The organism is Streptomyces sp. NPDC001156, from assembly GCF_053598275.1.
The window spans coordinates 25,186-42,773 of record NZ_JBSFJX010000047.1; the positions used below are offsets into that span (position 1 = coordinate 25,186).

Annotated in this window: 16 protein-coding genes; 8 read left to right on the top strand and 8 right to left on the bottom strand. The window is 71.7% G+C overall.

All coding sequences use genetic code 11. The features are described from left to right. Positions 1–6: 6 nt before the first annotated feature. A complete protein-coding gene (locus ACWDA7_RS22540) occupies positions 7–420 on the bottom strand; it encodes a VOC family protein (RefSeq protein WP_432926226.1) in 414 nt (137 codons plus the stop codon). Positions 421–839: 419 nt separating this feature from the next. On the opposite strand from ACWDA7_RS22540, the gene ACWDA7_RS22545 reads away from it, so the two are divergent. The 5 genes from ACWDA7_RS22545 (at position 840) to amaP (ending at position 5,561) form a co-directional block, all read left to right on the top strand. Then, positions 840–2,438, top strand: coding sequence for an ABC-F family ATP-binding cassette domain-containing protein (locus tag ACWDA7_RS22545; RefSeq protein ID WP_450606026.1), 1,599 nt, complete (start codon positions 840–842; stop codon positions 2,436–2,438). Between the two features lie 369 nt (positions 2,439–2,807). Next, positions 2,808–3,029, top strand: a complete 222-nt coding sequence (locus ACWDA7_RS22550; protein WP_009337982.1) for a helix-turn-helix domain-containing protein — start codon at positions 2,808–2,810, stop codon at positions 3,027–3,029. 132 nt (positions 3,030–3,161) lie between these two features. Further along, the gene (locus tag ACWDA7_RS22555) at positions 3,162–3,953 is read left to right on the top strand and encodes an enoyl-CoA hydratase/isomerase family protein (protein WP_359398849.1); all 792 of its coding nucleotides are present in this window, start codon (positions 3,162–3,164) and stop codon (positions 3,951–3,953) included. Between the two features lie 357 nt (positions 3,954–4,310). Continuing rightward, complete coding sequence (locus tag ACWDA7_RS22560) at positions 4,311–4,976, top strand: DUF6286 domain-containing protein (RefSeq protein WP_450606027.1); 666 nt, start codon at positions 4,311–4,313, stop codon at positions 4,974–4,976. A gap of 15 nt (positions 4,977–4,991) precedes the next feature. Beyond that, entirely contained in the window at positions 4,992–5,561 is a 570-nt protein-coding gene (gene amaP / locus ACWDA7_RS22565) for an alkaline shock response membrane anchor protein AmaP (protein ID WP_450606028.1), read from the top strand. A gap of 38 nt (positions 5,562–5,599) precedes the next feature. Here amaP and ACWDA7_RS22570 read toward each other — a convergent pair whose 3' ends face one another. From ACWDA7_RS22570 to ACWDA7_RS22585, 4 genes are all read right to left on the bottom strand, one after another. Continuing rightward, positions 5,600–6,355 carry an SDR family oxidoreductase gene (locus tag ACWDA7_RS22570; RefSeq protein ID WP_450606029.1) on the bottom strand — a complete coding sequence of 252 codons (756 nt, stop codon included), beginning with the start codon at positions 6,353–6,355 and terminating at the stop codon, positions 5,600–5,602. Positions 6,356–6,609: 254 nt separating this feature from the next. Beyond that, positions 6,610–7,398: an SURF1 family cytochrome oxidase biogenesis protein gene (locus ACWDA7_RS22575; RefSeq protein ID WP_450606030.1), complete on the bottom strand. Its 789-nt coding sequence runs from the start codon at positions 7,396–7,398 to the stop codon at positions 6,610–6,612. Between the two features lie 47 nt (positions 7,399–7,445). Then, positions 7,446–7,679: a hypothetical protein gene (locus ACWDA7_RS22580; protein ID WP_359398859.1), complete on the bottom strand. Its 234-nt coding sequence runs from the start codon at positions 7,677–7,679 to the stop codon at positions 7,446–7,448. A gap of 78 nt (positions 7,680–7,757) precedes the next feature. Then, a complete protein-coding gene (locus tag ACWDA7_RS22585) occupies positions 7,758–8,768 on the bottom strand; it encodes a DEDDh family exonuclease (RefSeq protein ID WP_450606031.1) in 1,011 nt (336 codons plus the stop codon). A gap of 482 nt (positions 8,769–9,250) precedes the next feature. Here ACWDA7_RS22585 and ACWDA7_RS22590 point away from each other — a divergent pair, with 482 nt between their 5' ends. The 3 genes from ACWDA7_RS22590 to ACWDA7_RS22600 all read left to right on the top strand — a co-directional run bounded on the left by ACWDA7_RS22590 (position 9,251) and on the right by ACWDA7_RS22600 (position 12,183). After that, the gene (locus tag ACWDA7_RS22590; RefSeq protein ID WP_450606032.1) at positions 9,251–9,961 is read left to right on the top strand and encodes a VIT1/CCC1 transporter family protein; all 711 of its coding nucleotides are present in this window, start codon (positions 9,251–9,253) and stop codon (positions 9,959–9,961) included. A 166-nt stretch (positions 9,962–10,127) separates the two neighbouring features. Continuing rightward, positions 10,128–11,006 (top strand): sterol desaturase family protein, encoded by an 879-nt coding sequence (locus ACWDA7_RS22595; RefSeq protein ID WP_450606033.1) that lies wholly within the window; start codon positions 10,128–10,130, stop codon positions 11,004–11,006. A 130-nt stretch (positions 11,007–11,136) separates the two neighbouring features. Beyond that, entirely contained in the window at positions 11,137–12,183 is a 1,047-nt protein-coding gene (locus ACWDA7_RS22600) for a zinc-dependent alcohol dehydrogenase family protein (RefSeq protein ID WP_450606034.1), read from the top strand. Positions 12,184–12,722: 539 nt separating this feature from the next. On the opposite strand, the gene ACWDA7_RS22605 is transcribed toward ACWDA7_RS22600, so the two are convergent. From ACWDA7_RS22605 to ACWDA7_RS22615, 3 genes are all read right to left on the bottom strand, one after another. After that, on the bottom strand, positions 12,723–14,123 hold the full coding sequence (locus ACWDA7_RS22605; RefSeq protein ID WP_450606035.1) for a CoA transferase: 1,401 nt from the start codon (positions 14,121–14,123) through the stop codon (positions 12,723–12,725). Positions 14,124–14,210: 87 nt separating this feature from the next. After that, a complete protein-coding gene (locus ACWDA7_RS22610; protein WP_450606036.1) occupies positions 14,211–15,731 on the bottom strand; it encodes a S8 family peptidase in 1,521 nt (506 codons plus the stop codon). A gap of 67 nt (positions 15,732–15,798) precedes the next feature. Continuing rightward, a complete protein-coding gene (locus ACWDA7_RS22615) occupies positions 15,799–17,328 on the bottom strand; it encodes a S8 family serine peptidase (RefSeq protein ID WP_450606037.1) in 1,530 nt (509 codons plus the stop codon). Positions 17,329–17,588: the final 260 nt, after the last annotated feature.

Sequence of the window (17,588 nt, forward strand, 5' to 3'; positions counted from 1 at the left end):
CGCGGGTCAGGCCGGGATCTCGGGGGCGTAGGTGCCGAAGCTCCAGATGTTGCCCTCGGCGTCCCGCGCCATGTAGTCCCGCGAGCCGTAGTCCTGGTCGGTCGGCGGCATGAGGATCTCCGCGCCGTGCTCCACGGCACGCTGGTGGTGTGCGTCGACGTCGTCCACGACGATGTAGACCCCGCCCGGGCCCGCGCCCTTCATCGCCTGGTCGAAGGTGCCGCCCCGGCCCTTCGAGCCGAGCATCACCGCTCCGTTGCCCTGGACCAGCTCCGCGTGCAGCACCGAGCCGTCCTCCCCCTCGTACACCGACAGCTCCGTGAAGCCGAAGGCCTCCGTCAGCTGCCTGATCGCCGCCTTGGCGTCCGCATACAGCAGCGTCGGGTAGATGCTCGGACGCCTGCCGTCCATACCCGCCATCCCGATCACTCCCTCCGTTCGTCCGGTCGGCCGGAACCGTGGCCTGCCGGTCAGTCTGGCACCGGCCACTGACAACGGCCCCGGACCCGGCCGGTACGGCCCCCGCCGGGCGCGCAACGCCGTCCCGTGACGCCATCCTCGTACCCTCCCAGGAGCCCTGCACCGGGCTCATGGCACGAACAGGGGACACACCGGGCGCGTCGCAGCCTTCTGCGCGGCGTCGCGCCTACCGTGCGCGCCGAACGTGCGTGGAGGCGCGGCGGACAGGGCAACGAGCATCACAGTCCCGAACGTCCCCACACCTGAAAAGCGCTTGCACGACCCCGTTAGACTGGGCCCATGGCCATTCTCCTTGCGCATTAGACGGCGGGAACGCCCTCAGCCGTCCGTCCCGTCCTCACCCGCTCTGGAGTCTGTCCGTGATCTCCGCCTCCGGTATCGAGCTGCGCGCCGGTGCCCGCATCCTCATCGAGAACGCCACTTTCCGCGTCGCCAAGGGCGACCGCATCGGCCTCGTCGGCCGCAACGGAGCAGGCAAGACCACACTCACCAAGGTCCTCGCGGGCGAGGGCATCCCCGCCGCGGGCACCGTCGCCCGCTCCGGCGAGGTCGGCTACCTCCCCCAGGACCCGCGCACGGGCGACCTGGATGTGCTGGCCCGGGACCGCATCCTCTCCGCGCGCGGCCTGGACGTGCTGATCCGCAAGATGCGCGACAACGAACAGCGCATCGCCACGGGCAAGGGCTCGACCCGCGAGAAGGCCCTCAAGCAGTACGAGCGCCAGGAGACCGAGTTCCTCACCAAGGGCGGGTACGCCGCCGAGGCCGAGGCCGCCACCATCGCCGCCGCGCTCAACCTGCCCGACCGTGTGCTGGGCCAGCCCCTGCACACGCTCTCCGGCGGTCAGCGCCGGCGTATCGAGCTGGCCCGCATCCTGTTCTCCGACGCGGACACCCTGCTGCTCGACGAGCCGACCAACCACCTGGACGCCGACTCGATCGTCTGGCTGCGCGACTACCTCAAGACCTACCGCGGCGGCTTCATCGTCATCTCGCACGACGTGGACCTGGTCGACACGGTCGTCAACAAGGTGTTCTACCTGGACGCCAACCGCGGCGCGATCGACATCTACAACATGGGCTGGAAGCTCTACCAGCAGCAGCGCGAGGCCGACGAGAAGCGCCGCAAGCGCGAGCGGCAGAACGCCGAGAAGAAGGCCGCCGCGCTGAACGCGCAGGCGGACAAGATGCGCGCCAAGGCCACCAAGACGGTCGCCGCGCAGAACATGGCCCGCCGTGCGGACAAGCTGCTGGCCGGACTGGAGGCCGCCCGCCAGTCCGACAAGGTCGCCAAGCTCCGTTTCCCGGAGCCCGCGCCCTGCGGCAAGACCCCGTTGATGGCCGAGGGCCTGTCGAAGTCGTACGGCTCGCTGGAGATCTTCACCGACGTCGACCTGGCCATCGACAAGGGCTCCCGGGTCGTCATCCTCGGCCTCAACGGCGCCGGCAAGACCACCCTGCTCCGTCTGCTCGGCGGTGTGGAGCAGCCGGACACGGGTGCCGTCGTGCCCGGTCACGGCCTCAAGCTCGGCTACTACGCCCAGGAGCACGAGACCCTCGACCCGGACCGCACGGTCCTGGAGAACATGCGCTCCGCCGCCCCCGACCTGGACCTCGTCGAGGTCCGCAAGGTGCTCGGCTCGTTCCTGTTCTCCGGCGACGACGTCGACAAGCCGGCCGGGGTCCTCTCCGGCGGCGAGAAGACCCGTCTCGCCCTCGCCACCCTGGTGGTGTCCTCGGCGAACGTGCTGCTCCTGGACGAGCCGACGAACAACCTCGACCCGGCCAGCCGCGAGGAGATCCTCGGCGCGCTGCGCACCTACAAGGGCGCGGTCGTCCTCGTCACCCACGACGAGGGCGCGGTCGAGGCGCTCCAGCCGGAGCGGATCATCCTGCTGCCCGACGGCGTCGAGGACCTGTGGGGCTCGGACTACGCGGACCTCGTCGCGCTGGCCTGACCCTTCCGTGCTCGGGGCGGTCAGAGCCGCTTGATCGAATGGTTGATCCACGGCGTATGGATCATTCGGCCGATCCGTGATCCATCATCTGTGTGAGATCTCCTCGTACCGAGGTGTGTCCTACACCGATTTTGCCGCCGAGCCCTTTCACCGCACGGGTTCGACCGGTGTGTGCCGCTGACCTGGTGGTTCCCGGAAAAACCCGTTCGGGCGCACGGACACCATCGGGCGGAACCGTGGATTCCACTCGTGGGGATGCGTTCCTGTCGTCAAAACCGTGTCGCACGGACCTTGCCGAATGGGTGGCCATCGCGCTCCCGAGGGGTGATCATGAGGGGACCAGAGCGCACTTCCCATGAGGAGGCACGGGTGGCCGAGACTCTGAAGAAGGGCAGCCGGGTGACCGGCGCCGCGCGCGACAAGCTCGCGGCAGACCTAAAGAAGAAGTACGACTCCGGTGCGAGCATCCGGGCGCTGGCCGAGGAGACCGGCCGCTCGTATGGCTTTGTGCACCGGATGCTCAGCGAGTCGGGCGTCACGCTTCGTGGGCGTGGCGGGGCGACGCGGGGCAAGAAGGCCACGTCGGCCTGACGCCGGGCGGCCCATCGGCTTCGGTGGTGGCCACCCGGTCGGTCAGGTGATCGGCCGGGTGGTTACTGTGCAGTCACTTGTGGATGCCGCGGGACGGCACCCGCTCCTGACCGTACCCATCGGAGGCGCCCCATGGCTTCACTCAAACCGGTACTCGACAAGGACGGCGTACAGCTCGCCGTCGACGAGGCGATCGCCACGGTGACGCTGGTCAACCCGGCCAAGCTCAATGCCCAGAGCCCCGCTCTGTGGCGGGCGTTGGCGGAGGCCGGGCGTGCGTTGCCCGGTTCCGTGCGTGTGGTCGTGCTGCGCGCCGAGGGCAAGTCGTTCTCGGCGGGGCTCGACCGGCAGATGTTCACGCCCGAGGGGATCGAAGGCGAACCGACCTTCGTGGATCTCGCGCGCGGCAGCGACGCGGAGCTGGACGCGGCCATTGCCGAGTTCCAGGAAGGGTTCACCTGGTGGCGGCGCAACGACATCGTGTCCATCGCCGCGGTTCAGGGCCACGCGATCGGCGCGGGGTTCCAGCTCGCCCTTGCCTGTGACCTGCGCGTCGTCGCGGACGACGTGCAGTTCGCCATGCGCGAGACGAGCCTCGGCCTCGTACCCGACCTCACCGGCACCCGTCCGCTGGTGGGCCTCGTCGGCTATGCCCGGGCCCTGGAGATCTGTGTGACGGGCCGCTTCGTCCTGGCCGAGGAGGCCGTGAACACCGGGCTCGCGAACCTCGCCGTGCCGCGTGAGCAGCTCGACGACACCGTGCGGGACCTGGCGTCCGCACTGCTCGCCGCGCCCCGGGATGCGGTGATCGAGACCAAGACGCTGCTGCGCGGCGCCCCCGAGCGGACGTACGAGGAGCAGCGCGCCGCGGAGCGGGCCGCGCAGGCCCGCCGGCTGCGGGACCTGGCCGGGATCGGCGACTAGGGACGGGCTGCGGGCCCGTTGACCCGGGCGTCCCGGCGTCGTTGCTCAGGCCGAGCACGGCGCCACCCGGTCGGCCGACCGCGTCTCCACGAAGATCGCCGCGCAGGCGGTTCGCAGGTGGCACTCGGCCCCCGTCGCCCGGCGCCGTGCCGCCACGTGCCACCCTCGTCGTCCACCCCGCACGGCCCGCTTCGGCGGCGGCGTCGAACTCGGCCACGCCCACGACAGGGGCGGCCGGCGCCGTGCGGTGCGTCGGCAGGGCTCCGAGCGGGTAGGCGCTCTGGCGGGGATGGAGGTGCATGAGGTCGCCGTCCGGGTGGAGCGGCCGCATCCCGTCCCGGCACACGGGAGGACGCAATGAGCGAGTCCCAGGGCACCGGGAGCACCCAGAGGCTCCCGGTCATGGAGAAGACCGCGGACAGCCGGCTCGGGCAGTCCGCGTCCGCTGCGGCGTACGAACCGGTGGACGGCGCGGGCCGCGGAGGGAGCCGCTTCTGGTCGGTGCGCCGGGGTCCCGCGTGCGTCGTCGCGCTGCTCCTCCTGATCGGCGGGGGCCTCTTCCTGTACGACGTGGTCGCCGTCAGAGCCCACCGGTCGGCCATGCCCTGGCGCCGGACCCTCGCCCACCGGCTGGCCGAGCAGCCCCTCGACAGCACCTGGGTACTGGTCGGCGGGGGCGTGGTGGCGGCCCTCGGCGTCGTGCTGCTGGTGCTCGCCGTGGCGCCGGGACTGCGCGGTGTACTGACGATGGACCCGGCGCACACCGACGTGAGGGCCGGACTGCACCGGCACGCCGCCGCGCGGGTGCTGCGCGAGCGGGCCATGGAGGTCTCCGGAGTGCAGTCGGTACGCGTCCGCCTGGGACGCGACAGGGCGGATGTGCGGGCGGTGGCTCGCTCCCGGGAACTGGACGACGTACGCGCCGACTTGGACAGGACGCTCACCGACACGGTCCGTAGTCTCGGGCTCCGCAGACCGCCCGCGTTGTCGGTGCACGTGCGGCGGGCCGGACGGAAGGGGTGAGGCGCGGTGCTGCGGATGGTCAACCGTGTACTGATCGGATTGGTCGGCGTGGTCCTGGTCGTCCTCGGTGGTTCCGTGCTCGCCGTCGGCCTCGGTGTGCGGCCGCCCTCCTGGTGGATCCACCAGGGCCCGCACGACGTCCTGCTGAGCGACGCCGAGCGCACCCGGTGGCGTGACCAGGGCTGGTGGTGGCCGACTGTCATCGCCGTGCTCGCCGTGGCCGTTCTGCTCGCCCTGGTGTGGCTGTGGGCGGTGCTGCGCCGGCACCGGCTCATGGAAGTGCTCGTCGACACCGGCGACGGCGAGGGCGCCCTGCTGCGCGGGCGGGCCTTGGAGAGCGTACTCGCCGGTGAGGCAGGGCAGTTGGACGGCGTCGAACGGGCGCACGTGGTGCTGACCGGACGACGCAGCGCACCCGAGGCGCGGGTACGGCTGCTGCTGGCGCCCCACGCGGACCCCGGGGATGTGCTGCACCGCCTGACCACCGGTGCGCTGGCCCGCGCCCGCGACTCCGCCGGACTCGCGGCGCTGCCCGCCGAGGTGCGGCTGTCCGGGGTCAGGCGCCGGGCCCAGCGGGTGAGCTGACACCCGGCGGCCACGGGCCGCCGGGGTGTGCCCGTGGTTCAGAAGCCGTGCAGGGCCCCGCCGTCCACCGGAACCATGATGCCCGTCAGATACGACGCCGCGGGGGACAGCAGGAACGCGGCCGTGCGGCCGAACTCCTGCGCGGTGCCGTAGCGGCGCAGCGGGATGCGGGACTCGTTGGCCACGCGTGTGGCCTGCGGATCGGCGGAGAGCGCGTCCAGTTCGCGCACCCGGTCCGTGTCGATGCGGGCCGGGAGCAGGCCGACGACGCGGATGCCGTGAGGGCCCAGCTCGTCGGAGATGGACTTGGCGAAGCCCGCGAGCCCCGGACGCAGACCGTTGGAGATGGTCAGGCCCGGGATCGGCTCGTACACGGACCCGGACAGCACGAAACCGATGACGCCGCCCTCTGCCAGCTCCGCGGCGGCCGCACGGGCCAGTCGCACCGCGCCCAGGAACACCGACTCGAAGGCAGTCGTCCACTGCTCGTCCGTGTTGTCGGCGACATAGCCGGCAGCCGGTCCGCCGACGCTGATCAGGATGCCGTCGAAGCCGCCGAAGTGCTCGCGGGCCGCGGCGATCAGGCGGTCCGGCGCCCCGGCGTCGGCGTTGTCGGCGGCCACGCCCACCGCGTTGGCCCCCAGTTCGGCCGCGGCTTCCGCGACCCGCTTCTCGTCGCGGCCCGTGAGAACCACTTTCGCCCCGTCGGAGACGAGCTCCCGCGCGGTGGCGTTGCCCAGCCCGCGGGTGCCGCCGGTGACGACGTACACACGGTCCTTCAGTCCAAGATCCATGGCCCTATCCTGCCGTCTCGCCTCTTCGAGGGCGAGTGCGGTCCCCATGCGGAGATCGCCGCAGGCCCGGGGAGGTTCCGCCGTGTACTCGGCCGCGAGGCGGACGCACCGCCCAGCCCTGACGCCTGCGTCCGCCCCGCACGTTCTGCGTCTGCCCGGTTTTCCCGGTCTCGCACATTCCTCGCCGCAGCGGTTCCGTGCGTCCCGTACGGATCGGTCCGCCCGGCGCCCGAGTGCCGTCGAAAGGTGGCCGGTCAGACCGCGGCCGGCGCCGGTTCCTCGCTCGGCTCCTCGGCCGCCTCGGCGCGTTCACGGGCCTCCCGGCGGGCCAGGACGAACCAGCCGAAGGGCACGCCCGCCGAGAACAGCCACCACTGGACGGCGTAGGCCATGTGCGGCCCGATGTCGCTGTGCTCGGGGGCGGGGATCAGCTCGGGGCTCCCGCCCTTGGGGGCGGGCGCGGTCATTTCGATGTAGCCGCCGAGGACCTGCTTGCCGAGGCTCTGGGCCTGCTGGGTGTTGTTGATCAGCATGACCTGGCGGTCGGGCAGACCCCGCACGTTCTTGATCCCGCTCTCCGCGGTCGTCTCGTCCGGCATCAGCCGGCCCGTGACGGTGATCTCGCCCGGAGCAGGCGCCGGGATCTTGGGGAACGCGGTCTGCGGGCCGTCCGCCGGGATCCAGCCCCGGTTGACCAGCAGGACCTTGCCGTCGTCCAGGAGGAAGGGGGTCAGGACGTGGTAACCGACCTCGCCGGAGGAGCTGGTACGACGGCGTACGACGACCTCGTGCGCGGTGTCGAAGGTGCCCTTGGCCGTGACCCGGCGGTACAGGTCCTTGTGGGCGACGGTCGCCCCGGGCGAGGTGAGCGACTCGGCCGGTACCGGCATCGCCGCCAGCGAGTCGGCGATCACCTTGTTCAGCGCCACCTTGTGCTCGTGGCGGTGCAGCTGCCAGAAGCCCAGCTCGATCATCGTCGGGATGAGCGCGAGAGCGACAAGGGTGAGGATCACCCATTGCCGGGACAACAGGAAGCGGTACACCCCACGACCGTACATCTCGGAACGTGGGGTGCCGTCACCGGGGTGTCTCAGACCCGGTCGACGATCCCCACCCTCCCCTCCGCCCGGGCGCAGTGGGCTCCGCAGTACCAGTGGCCGTCCGCTTCGACCCCCTGACCGATGATCTGAACACGACAGTGTTCACAGATCGGTGCCATGCGGTGGATGGCACAGGAGAAGCAGTCGAAGACGTGCACCTCGCCCTGCGCATGCACCTCGAAGGTCATTCCGTAGTCGTTGCCGCACACTTCACATCTCGCCATGCGCCACAGGTTGGGCTCTCGCCGTCGCGCGGGCGAGCGAGCGCGGGGCGAGTCGCACGGCAATCACCCGTACGTCCGTCAGCGGCCCTCCGGCGCGGCGGCGGCCGCCTTCGCCCGCGTATCCGCGGGCTCGACATCCCGCAGCAGTTGACCGAAGGCCGCCTCGTCCACCACCGGAGTTCCGTACTGGAGCGCCTTGACCGTCTTGGAGGTGCCCGAGTCGGGGTCGTTGGTCACGAGCAGGCTGGTGAGCCGGGACAGACTCGTCGCCACGTGCAGCCCCGCCTCGACGGCCCGGTCCTCGAGCAGCTCGCGGTCGACGGACGTGTCGCCGGAGAACGCCACCCGCATGCCCTGCTTGAGCGGTTTGCCCTCTTCGTAACGGCCCGGGTTGGGGTAGGGGCAGGCGGGGCGCCTGCGGGAGGGCCGCCAGGTGACCGGCCGGTAGCCGCCGGAGGCCTGCCGGCCGATGGTGGTGGAGGCGGACCACTCGGTCAGCGGGCGGCATTCCAGCAGCGGCAGCCGCACGCCCCCGCGTGCGGCGGCGTGCAGGCTGGGCCGGAATGCCTCGGCCAGTACGCGGGCGTCGTCCAGCGCGTGGTGCGCCCGCTGCTGGACGACACCGAAGTGCGCCGCCAGCGTCTGCAGTTTGTGGTTGGCCAGCGGCAGGCCCAGCTCCTTGGAGAGCGCGATGGTGCACAGCCGCTGACGGACCGGTGCCTCGCGCTCCGCGCGCGCGTACTCCCGGGCGATCATCGACCAGTCGAAGACCGCGTTGTGCGCGACGAGGACCCGACCCGCGAGCCGGCCCGCGAACTCCTCGGCGATGTCGCCGAAGAGCGGCGCGCCTTCGAGCAGATTGCTCGTCAGCCCGTGGATCCATACGGGGCCCGGATCGCGCTCCGGGTTGACCAGCGTGTACCAGTGGTCCTCGACCTCGCCACGCGCGTCCAGCCGGTAGACGGCCGCCGAAATGATCCGGTCGTCCCGGGCGAGGCCGGTGGTCTCCACGTCGACGACCGCGTACCCCTCCGGATAGGCGGCGGGCCAAGAGGCCGGAGACGCTGCGGTCGTAGGGTCTTCGAGCATGGTCATTGAGGATACGGGCCGCGACCGACAGTCCCGCGCTGGCCCGCACCCGGACGGCCGGTTCACGCCCCGCTCGCGCGGGGGGAGCACAACCCCTCGGGTCTGCACGTGAGTTCACATCCCGCCCGAGGGCGGGGACGCCAGCCGATGTCCGGGTTGTTCCCCTGTGGGACTTTCAGGAAGGGAATCTGCCAGGGTGTCGGAAACCGCAGGCGCCCCTCGCGTGGGGCACGGGGTGCCCGGGTACCGGACCAACGCCCGTACGGATGTGACGAACAGCCGCCCGTCGTCCCACGCACCTGTTGAGCAGGCAGGAATATTCGTCCCGTCAGACCGCGCTCGCGGACCGTCGCGACGAGGAGCGGACGGCGAGGGCCGCGCTACCGGCACCTCGGGCGGACGCGACGATCTCGGTGCCGCCGGGGCACCGGCGGGCCGAGTCGGTGCTGCGGCGGGGGCGTTCGGGGTGCCATCCTCCCGATGTGATGGAACCCACGCACGACGAAGCCCACGCAGGCGCGCTGGGCTCCCGGCTGAACTGGCTGCGGGCCGCCGTCCTCGGTGCGAACGACGGGATCGTCTCGACGGCGGGCCTCGTCGTGGGCGTGGCGGGTGCGACGACCGCACGCTCCACCCTCCTGACGGCAGGGCTGGCGGGGCTGCTGGCCGGGTCGATGTCCATGGCGGCGGGCGAGTACGTGTCGGTGTCGGCCCAGCGGGACTCCGAGAAGGCCGCGTTGGCACTGGAGCGGCGGGAACTGCGGGAACAGCCGGAAGCCGAACTCGAGGAGCTGACCGAGTTGCTGGAGGACCGGGGTCTGTCCCGGGAGGTCGCCCGCGAGGCGGCCGCCCAGCTGACGGCACGGGACGCGCTGCGCGCCCACGCCCGCGTGGAGCTCGGCATCGACCCCGACGAGCTCACCAACCCCTGGCACGCGGCGTGGGCGAGCTTCCTGGCGTTCACGGTGGGAGCGCTGCTGCCGCTGCTGGCGATCGTCCTGCCGCCCGCGACCTTGAGGGTGCCGGTGACAGTGGTGTCGGTCCTGGCTGCCTTGTTCGTCACCGGCTGGACCAGCGCCCGGCTGGGAGCGGCGAGGCCGGTGCAGGCCGTGGCGCGGAACATGGCGGGCGGGGCGCTGGCGATGGGGGTCACCTATGTCGCCGGGACGTTGCTGGGGGCGGTCGGGGCGTGAGGCCACGAAGCGGGGGACCGGAGACGTTCCTCCGGGAAGCGCTCCGCCCGTCGTCCGGTCCTGCCCGCTCGTAGGCCGGTTCACCGGCGGGCGACCGCACACGCCCGGCCATACTTGTCGGTAACGACCTCTGGCCCCGGCCGACCGGCGGCTCTACCGTGCATCCATGCCGAATCTGCCCGATGCCGTGCTGTTGTCGATACCCGCCTTCGTGCTGCTCACCGTGGTCGAGATGGTGAGCTACCGGTTCCATCCCGACGAGGACGCCGCGGGATACGACGCCAAGGACGCCGCGACCAGCATCGGCATGGGGTTCGGCAGCCTCTTCTTCGACCTGCTGTGGAAGATCCCGATCGTCCTGATCTACAGCGCCGTCTACGCGCTGACTCCCCTGCGCATCCCCGTCCTGTGGTGGACCGTCCTGCTCATGCTGCTCGCGCAGGACTTCTTCTACTACTGGTCCCACCGCGGGCACCATGTGATCCGGATCCTGTGGGCGTGCCATGTCGTCCACCACTCCAGCCGGAAGTTCAACCTCTCCACCGCGCTGCGCCAGCCCTGGACGTCGCTCACCGTGTGGCCCTTCTACGTGCCCCTGGTCGCCGTCGGCGTCCACCCGGCCGCGCTGGCGTTCTGCTCCTCCGTGAACCTGGTCTACCAGTTCTGGATCCACACCGAGCGCATCGACAGGATGCCCCGCTGGTACGAGTTCGTCTTCAACACGCCCTCGCACCACCGGGTCCACCACGCGTCCCAAGGCGGTTACCTGGACCGCAACTTCGGCGGCATCCTCATCGTCTGGGACCGGCTGTTCCACTCCTTCGTCCCGGAGACCGACCGGCCCGTCTACGGACTGACCAAGAACATCGACACGTACAACCCGCTGAAGGTCGCCACGCACGAGTACGTGGCCATCGCCCAGGACATCAGGGCGGCGAGCAGCTGGCGCGAGCGAGCCGGGCGGGTCTTCCGCGGTCCGGGCTGGCAGCCGGCGGCGGCGCCCGCCGGCACGGCAGTGCCGGTCGCGGGGGAGCCCGCCGGGTGAGCCCGCCGGGTGAGACCGCCGTGGGCACCCTCGACGACGAGGGGCGCCGACGGCGACGTACGGTGAAGTGCGCTCGACCACCCCCTGAGCGCACCCGCACAGTACCGATCGCACGAGAAGGACCCTCGACATGCGCGCCACCACCATCCACGCCCCCTACGACATGCGCGTGGAGGACGTGCCCGACGCCGTGGTGCAGCGGCCCACCGATGCGGTCGTCCGGGTGCTGCGGGCCTGCATCTGCGGCAGCGACCTGTGGGCGTACCGCGGTGAGGCGTCCCGGAAGCCCGGGCAGCGCATCGGTCACGAGTTCCTCGGCACGGTCGAGGAGACCGGCTCCGAGGTGACCGGCATCCAGCGTGGCGACCTGGTCGTGGCGCCCTTCATGTGGTCCGACGGCGCCTGCGACTACTGCCGTGAGGGCCTCACCACCTCCTGCGAGCACGGTGGCTTCTGGGGCTCGGTCGGCTCCGACGGCGGACAGGGCGAGGCGGTGCGTGTGCCCTTCGCCGACGCCACCCTCGTCCGGCTGCCCAAGGAGGCCGCCTCCGACGACCGTCTGCTGTCCGCGCTGCTGACGCTCTCCGACGTCCTGGGCACCGGGCACCACGCCGCCCTCGGGGCGGGAGTCCGTCCGGGCACCACGGTCGCCGTGGTCGGCGACGGGGCCGTCGGACTGTGCGCCGTGCTGGCCGCCAAGCGCCTCGGCGCCGAGCGGATCGTCGCGCTCGGCCGCCACGAGGTCCGGACCGACATCGCGCGCCGCTTCGGAGCCACGGACGTCGTCGCCGAGCGCGGGGAAGCGGCCGTGGAGGCCGTCCGCGAGCTCACCCGCGGCCAGGGGGCGCACGCCGTCGTCGAGGCCGTCGGCACCGAGCAGTCCATGCGGACCGCGGTGAACATCACCCGTGACGGCGGTGCCATCGGCTTCGTGGGCGTCCCGCACGGCAGCGGCACCGGCGTGGACCTGAGCGTCATGTTCGACCGGAACATAGCCCTGCGCGGCGGCGTGGCCCCCGTCCGCGCGTACATCCCCGAGCTGCTGCCCGACGTCCTCGACGGCACCATCGACCCCTCGCCGGTCTTCGACCGGACGGTCGGCCTGGAGGGCGTCCCGGAGGGTTACAAGGCGATGGACGAGCGCACCGCCCTCAAGGTACTCGTCACCGGCGCCTGATCAGGCCCCGCGCCCGGCCGGCACCGACGATCCGTAGCGGCTCCGGCCCGGCGCGGCGGAACCAGGGCTCCCGGGTCGGCAGCGGGCTGCATCCGCACCGGTGCGGCCGGGGCGAGCGCGCACGGCACCAGCGCGGCGAGAAGCAGGACGGCCGCCGCACCGGCGCGGCGCCCGGGCGCGTAGGGCCCGTGCCGCGGTGGCCCGGGGCCTGGGGCAGGCCGAACTGCGGCCAGTGGCGGCGGTGCGGCGGGCAGGTCGTGCGGCTGCCGCATTTCGCACGGCGGGGCGCCCGGGCGCGTAGGGCGCGCGCTGGAGTAGTCCAGCGGCAGCCCGCCCGCGGCCACGGCACCAGCGCAGCGCGCCCCGGCGCGTAGGGCTTGCACCGCGGTGGCTTGGGACGTGGGGCAGCCCGTCCGCGGCCAGTAGCGGCTGTGCGGCGGGGCGCCCCGCCGGGTAGGGCACGCGTCGTGGCGGCCCGCCCACCCGTGGTAGCGCGGCGGGCAAACAGGACGTGGGGACGGCCTCCTGACTCACCCGACTCAGGCGGTAGAGGCACTCCACCGTGCGGGATCCTGGCCCCACCGGCCCGGTGGGCGGGTCCAGTCCGTGGGGCCGTCCGTGAAGCGGACCGGTGGGCGGGCGTATCGGAGTCTGCCCAGTACGCTGCCGGTCTCCGCAAGCCAGGGGCCGGGGTCCTCGTACACCGTTCCGCCGTGCCCGGCGTGCCCCGCGTCCCCGGTGGTCTCGTCCGTCAGCCAGGCCGCCGTCCGTGCGAGCGCGAGCCGCACGGCGCGGCTGCCGCCCTCCTCCGACTGGTCGGTGAGGGACCTCAGGACCGCTGCGGCCAGCAGATACCCCGTACCGTGGTCGAGGGCCTGTGCGGGCAGCGTGCCAGGACGTTCGGCGGACCCCTCGGTCACCGCGATCCCGGTGGCGACCTGCACCAGGCTGTCGAAGCCGCGTCGCCCGCCCCACGGCCCGTACGCGCCCCACGCCGACAACTGCGCCACCACCAGGCCCGGGCGCCGCTCGGCCAGGTGCCCGGGGGCTAGCCCGAACCGCTCGAGCGCGCCGGGCCGGTAGCCGGTGACGACCACGTCCGCCTGCGCGAGCAGTTCCTGAAAGCTCCGACGGTCGGCGGGCGCCGCCAGGTCGAGCACGGCGGACCGCTTGCCGATGTCCATGTCGGCGTGCTGGTCCGGGAGTTCGTGCAGCTGCGGGCTGTCGATGCGCAGCACGTCCGCGCCGAGCAGCGCCAGTGTGCGGGTGGCCACCGGTCCGGCGATGACCCGGGTGAGGTCCAGCACCCGGAGGCCCGCGGCCGGCAGCAGCGGCTCACCGGAGAGCGGCACGAGCGGTCGTAGGGGCGCCTCGTCGAGCCGCTCACGGCCCACCAGCGGGTGCGCGGCGACCGCGTGCCCCTGTTCGTGCGCCGCCCACTCCTGAGGCGTGCGCAGTGCGATCGCCAGTCCGCCGGCCGCGTACACGCTCGCCTCCACCTCGACGGCCGACCGCTCGGAGAATGCCGCGGCCACCGTCTCCACGGACGCGTCCGCCGCCAGTCCGAGCGTCACCAGCAGCCGCTCCCGGTGATGGGGATAGTTCGCATGCGTGCGCACCCATCCGTCCGCGGTGCGCCAGAAACGGGACAGCGGGGCGAAGTTGACGGGCTCCCGGCCGTCCAGCCGCAGATGCCGCTCGCTGTGGAAAGCCGTGGCCACGGCCCCGTCGTCGACCTGGACGCCGGGCACCGCCGACAGTCCGGCCCGCCGCGCGCCCCACTCGGCGGCGGCCAGCGAGCACACCCCGACGCAGGCCCGCGCCATCTCCCGTACGGGCAGCCGCGAGGGCAGCGCCCCCTCCCGTACGACGGTCGAGATCCTCCCTGCCAGAGCAGGATCCCCGCCCAGTGCCGCCCACGCCACGTCGAAATCCGTCATGAGGGCACTATGCAGGGTGTATTGGATCAACACGTCGGGAGGGCCCTGGCGGGCCCTCCCGACGTGTGCGGTCCTATGCCGGCACGGCTACTTCGTGACGGCGTTCAGCGCGTTCACGGTGCCCCACCCGTAGAACCCGTTGTGGTTCTTCGAGCCCTTGCACACCGCGTCGATCTTGCCGTCCTTGTTGATGTCGTACGGGTCCGTGCACGGCGTCGCGTCGGCCTCGGCGTACAGCATGGCCTTCACCAGCTCGGCGGACGCGTGCGGATGCGTCGACTTGATGAGGGCGGCCACCCCGACGACATGTGGGGTCGCCATGGACGTGCCCGCCATGTAGCCCCACTTGCCGCCGGGCAGCGGGCCGAGGATCAGACCGCTGGTGGCCGGCGGGGCGGGGGTCTGGTAGGCGGTGGAGTCCCCGCCGGGAGCGGCCACGTCTATGACACCGAGGCCGTAGTTGGAGAAGGACGACTTGATGCCCTTCGCGCCTGTCGCGGCGACCGTCACCACACCGGGCAGCTGGGTCGGGACGTCGAAGCACTTGTGCGGGTCGATCACCCGGTCGCTCGGCGTGCCGTCGTTGGGGGAGACCGGGTCGGTGATGGAGTCCGCGTCGAGGTCGTAGCTCTCGTTGCCCGCGGCCGCGACGTTGACCGTGCCCTTGTGCTCCGCGTACCGCGAGGCCCGGGTGATGGCGTCGACGAGCGCCTTCTGGTCCGGGTCGTCGGCGCAGTTGAAGTACCAGGGGTCGGTGTAATAGCTGTTGTTGGTGACGTCGACGTGGTGCTCGGCCGCCCAGACGAATCCGCAGACGACGGCCTCGGTGTAGAAGTAGCCCGCCGTCGTCGCCACCTTGATGCCGGCGACCTTGACCCCCGGCGCGACACCGGTGATGCCGACGCCGTTCTTGGCGCCCGCGATCTCGCCCGCGACGTGCGTGCCGTGCGGGCTCTCCGCGGCGGTCGGCCGCCAGGCCCCGTCGGTGGTGTCCGGCTTGCCCGTGACGCAGTTGACGGACGCGTCGCGGTCGAAGTTCGGTGCGATGTCGGGGTGCGTGTCGTCCACGCCGGTGTCGATGACGGCCACCGTGACATTGCGGCTGCCGAGCGTCTTCTCGTGCGCCTTGTCCGCCTTGATGGCCGGCAGGTCCCACTGCAAGGGCTCCAGCGGGTCCTGCCCGTCGGTCGCCTGCGCGCTCGCGACCTCCTCGGCGGTGAGCGCCTTGGGCGTGCCCACGTCGGTCGTCGACTGGGCGGGCAGGGGCGCGTTGCGGGTGGCGCCCGCCGACTGCACCCCGGGAACCGTACGCAGGGTCTTGGCGAAGTCGGGGTTCGACGAGTGGACGACGATCACGCCGATCTCGTCGTAGGCGACCACGACCGTGCCGCCCGCGTCGGCGATGGCCCGCTTCACACGCGCCGAGGTGCCGTGTCCGGGCCGGACGTTGACGACGTAGCTGAGCGAGGTGGCGTCCGCCGTCGACGCCTTCGGGGCCGTCTCCGCGGCGGACGCGGTGACGTTGGGCAGGAAGGCCAGGGCGGTCGCCATCGCCATCCCGAGGGGAAGAGCGACGAGGCGGCGGGAGCGCTTGCGCAGCGCTGTCATGGAGTCTCCAGTTCGTTCGCTGTACCGGTTGTCGCAAGCCGTGCGGGGGTTCGGTGTTGGTGGAGGGCTACTTGACGGCACGCAGGGCGTTGACGATCCCGAAGCCGTAGAACCCGTTCACGCGTTTGCCGCCGACGCAGGTCGCGTCCACGACGCCGTTGCCGTCGCCGTCGTAGGGGTCGGTCGGGCAGCCCGGGTTGTCCGCCTGCGCCTTGAGCAGCGCCTGGAGCTGGGCCGGGGTCGCCCACGGGTGGGCGGACTTCAGCAGGGCGGCCACGCCCGCGACATGCGGTGACGCCATCGAGGTGCCCTGCAGGAAGCCGTACTGGTTGTTCGGCATCGTGGAGAGGATGCGGCCGTTCTTCGACGGCGTGTCCGGGATCTTGAACTTGTCGCCGCCCGGGGCCGCGACGTCGATCACGCCGTCGCCGTAACTGGAGTAGTACGACTTGGCGTTCGTGACCCCCGTCGCGCTGACCGTGACGACGCCCGGGAGCTGGGTCGGCACGTCGAAGCACTCGTGCGGGTCGACCGTGCGGGTCACCGCGGTCGAGTCGTCGGGGCTGGACGCGTCGACGAGGGCGTGCGAGTCGAGGTCGTCGTTGGAGTTGCCCGCCGAGGCCACATTGAGGGTGCCCTTGCGCTGGGCGTACAGCTGGGCCCGGTTGACCGCGTCGACGATGGCCCGCTGGTCGGGGTCGTCCATGCAGTTGTAGAGCCACGGGTCCACGTAGTAGCTGTTGTTCGTGACCTCGACGCCGTGGTCGGCGGCGAACACGAACGCGCAGACGACGCTCTCGGGGTAGAAGAGCTCGGTGACCGGGTCGGCCACCTTGATGCCGGCGACCTTGACGTTCGGGGCGACACCGGCGACGCCGATGCCGTTGCGGGCGGCCGCGATCTCACCGGCGACGTGCGTGCCGTGGTAGTGGTCGGGGTTCGCCGGGCGCCAGGCGCCGTACGAGGTGTCCGCCTTGCCGCCGACGCAGTTCGCGGACTGCGAGGCGGAGAAGTTCGGGGCGAGGTCCGGGTGGGTGTCGTCGACGCCCGTGTCGATGACGGCGACCGTGACCTTGCGGCTGCCGGGGTTGATCTTCGCCGCCTTGTCGGCGCCTATCGCGCGCAGGTCCCACTGGTCGGCCTCGAGGGGCTCGCTCTCACCGGCGGCGGCCGAGGCGGTCCCGAGCTTCGCCGCCTGCGCCTTCGTCAGGTACTGCGCGGCGCCCTCGTCCGTCGTGCCCGCCGCCGTCAGCGGCGCCGTCCTGGTCGCGCCTGCGGACTGCACGCCGCGAACGGTACGCAGGACCTTGGCGAAGTCCGGGTTCGCGGAGTGGACGACGATCACACCGATCTTGTCGTACGTCACCACGATCGAGCCGCCGGCCGCGGCTATCGCGTGTTGCACGGAGGAGATGGTGTGACGGTCCGTCCGGGTGTTGACGACGTAGGCGAGTTCCGTTCCCTCGGCGCTCTGAGCGGTGGTGGCGCTACGCGGGGCCGCCGACGCGGCACCCGGCAGGAAGCCCAGGGAGGCGGTGAGCGACAGCACGACCGGCACAGCGAGAGCGAGCCGGCGTCTGGAACGCAGATGAGCCATGGGATCTCCACATCATCCGGAAACTGAACGAGCCGGAACACGGGTGGTGTCCGGCAGGTGCATGACGGGTGGTGCAGGGCGAAGCTATCTGCCGCTCCGACTGATCAGCAATGACTTCGGACGACGACGTAAAAAAGAATTAAAGCGAGTTGAACCGGTGCACGCGCCGCGCCGTGACCTTGTGCAGGGAGCACGAGGACCATCGAGGCCCCCTGTCGGACCATCGGCGACCGACACTCGCCGCCGACCGACCACCGCCG